General features: G+C 70.5%; 2 protein-coding genes and 1 pseudogene. 2 read left to right on the top strand and 1 reads right to left on the bottom strand.

Annotated elements, in window-relative coordinates; genetic code table 11:
• A partial coding sequence (locus tag ABZU75_RS46165; protein WP_355569859.1) for a protealysin inhibitor emfourin occupies nt 1–198 on the top strand: 198 nt, incomplete at its 5' end.
• A gap of 132 nt (nt 199–330) precedes the next feature.
• Here the strand turns inward: ABZU75_RS46165 and tnpA are convergent.
• Nucleotides 331–597, bottom strand: a pseudogene (gene tnpA / locus ABZU75_RS46160) (IS200/IS605 family transposase); the annotation flags it as partial.
• A 285-nt stretch (nt 598–882) separates the two neighbouring features.
• Here tnpA and ABZU75_RS46155 point away from each other — a divergent pair.
• A complete protein-coding gene (locus tag ABZU75_RS46155) occupies nt 883–2,607 on the top strand; it encodes a S8 family serine peptidase (RefSeq protein ID WP_355569856.1) in 1,725 nt (574 codons plus the stop codon).
• Nucleotides 2,608–2,628: the final 21 nt, after the last annotated feature.

Below are 2,628 nucleotides of genomic sequence, written 5' to 3'. Positions count from 1 at the left end.
CTGTCCGATGCGCCGGAGCGCTCCGGCGCCTCCGGCGGGCAGCCCGACCGCTTCGACTACGAGCTGACCGTCGAGGACGGCGGCCGGGCGCACACGGTGCGCGCCGGCGAGGGCGACCTTTCCGGCCCGCTCTGCGCGCTCATCTCGTACGTGACCTCGCTGCCGGGCAGGCAGGAGCGGGTCGGCCCGCCCGGCTGACCCTGCTCGGGTGCCGGAGGGAGTGTCACGCCGAGCGGGTGCGACCCGTTCCGGTGATGTCCGGACGGGCCGCACCGCAGAGTCGCCACCGGAATGCAGGCCAGTGCTCAAGCCTTCAGACCAGGGGAAGGCCAGGGAGTCGACCGGCTTGGACACGGCGATCTTGGGTGGGAAGTCCACCAGCAGGTAGACGTGGCCGTCTGCGCCGTTGAACTCGGCCAACGCGGCCTCGAAGTCGGCGCACACCGCCCGCATGATCTCTTCCATCCGCATCAGGTGCTCGCCGGTGAACACCCGGTCCCGGAACCTCGTCACGAAAACCAAGTGAGCGCGGAGGGGGGCGCCGTTCTCGTCCGGCGGTCTGCCTGCGCCGGAGACCTCGGCCGCATGGAAGGCCACGCGGGTCGCGAATCGGATTCCGCGCCGAATTCCGGCACCGATGATGCCTCATCCACTTTTGAATGGGTTTCACGGAGTGAAACTCCATGCCCTCGTTGGTTTTGGGGCGGGAATCCCCGCGTGGGGGTTCGGTGATGGCATGATTCGCCGATGTGTGCAGGTCGCAGCGGCAGTGGGGTTTGTGGCGTTTGTTGGATCAATTTCAGCAAATGGCTATGCACCCGGATTGCCGGTGCGGGTGAAGTCGCATTTGCGGGGGGTCTTTTGACGATATTGGAGGTAAATGTGAAACGGGTCATCATCGCCGTGGCCGTCACCGCCCTCGCGGCAGCCGCGCCGATGCCCCGGGCGCAGGCCCGGCGGGTGATCGCCGAACCGGGCGCGGAGGTCGAGTACGTCGTGCTGTACACCGAGGGCGCGCGTCCCGCCGACGCCCAGCGGGTCATCAGGGCGGCGGGCGGAAGCATCCTCAAGGAGAACGCCGCGGTCGGCATCGCCACCGTCACGACGAGGAACACCCGCTTCGCCGAGGCGGTGCGCGACGCCGACGCGATCGACGACATCGCCCACAACCGGTCCATCGGCCGCGTGCCCACGACCGCCAGGGGAGTCACGGGCCGTCCGGCGGTTCAGGCCAGGGCGGTGGAGAAGGCCGGTGACGGCGCCCCCGCCGCCTCCACCTTCGGCGGGGCCGCCCCCACCGCGGAACCGCTGTCGGAGCTGCAGTGGGACATGAAGCAGATCCACGCGACGGTGGACGGCTCCTACCGGCACCAGCAGGGCGACCCGGGCGTGCTGGTCGGTGTCATCGACACCGGAGTGGACGGCTCCCACCCCGACATCGCGCCGAACTTCAACCGCGAGCTGAGCCGCAACTTCACCGTCGACATCCCCGTCGACGCCGACGGCAACGAGGTCGACGGCCCGTGCGCGGCCGAACCGGACCACTCCTGTAACGACCCGGCGGACGTCGACGAGAACGACCACGGCACGCACGTGGCGTCGTCGATCGCCTCGCCGGTCAACGGGCTCGGCGTCTCGGGTGTGGCCCCCAAGGTCTCGATCGTGAACCTGCGGGCCGGGCAGGACTCCGGCTTCTTCTTCCTGCAGCCCAGCGTCGACGCGCTGACCTACGCCGCCGACATCGGCGTCGACGTGGTCAACATGAGCTACTACATCGACCCGTGGCTGTTCAACTGCGTCGACAACCCGGCGGACTCCCCGGCCGAGCGGCTGGAGCAGGCCACGATCATCAAGGCCGCCCAGCGGGCGCTCACCTACGCCTACAACAGGGGCGTGACCCTGGTGTCCGCGGCGGGCAACGGCGCCACCGACTACACCAAGGAGCTCGCCGACGGCTCCAGTCCCGACTTCGCCGGCTCCCCCGGCGAGCGGCCCCGCCCGCGCACGATCCCGCCGAGCTGCGTCTCCATGCCCAGCGAGGGCAGGCACGTGATCTCGGTCTCCTCGACCGGGGTCAGCGGGCGCAAGGCGTACTACTCCGACTACGGCGACGGTCACGTCGACGTGGCCGCCCCGGGGGGTGACGTCTACGACACCGGGGACGGCACCCGCGATGTCACCAGGGCGACGCTGGCGGCCTACCCCGAGGCGCTGGCCAGGCAACGCGGTCAGCTCAACCCCGACGGCACGCCCAACGTCACCAGCGTGGTCCGCAGCTGCCGGGGCCAGGTCTGCGCCTACTACCAGTATCTTCAGGGCACCTCGATGGCCTCGCCACGCGCCGCCGGGGTGGCCGCGCTGATCGTCGCCAGGTTCGGCCGGCCCGACCGGGTGCACGGCGGCAAGACGCTGCATCCCGCCGTCGTGGAGATGGTGCTCAAGGGCACCGCGACCAGGACGGCCTGCCCCGTCCCGGCCGCCCACACCTACACCAGGCACCTGCCGACCGGCGGCACGGCGACCGCGACGCACACGTGCGAGGGAGGCGGTCCGCGTAACGGCTTCTACGGCTACGGGATCGTCGACGCCCTGCGGGCGGTGCGCTGACCCGGGCCGGCTGCCCGGCCG

This window comes from Streptosporangium sp. NPDC005286 (genome assembly GCF_040607515.1).
In the GTDB taxonomy this organism is placed as follows: Bacteria; Actinomycetota; Actinomycetes; order Streptosporangiales; family Streptosporangiaceae; genus Streptosporangium.
The sequence above is the reverse complement of the archived record's forward strand: the minus strand, read 5'-3'. Positions and strand labels throughout refer to the sequence as shown.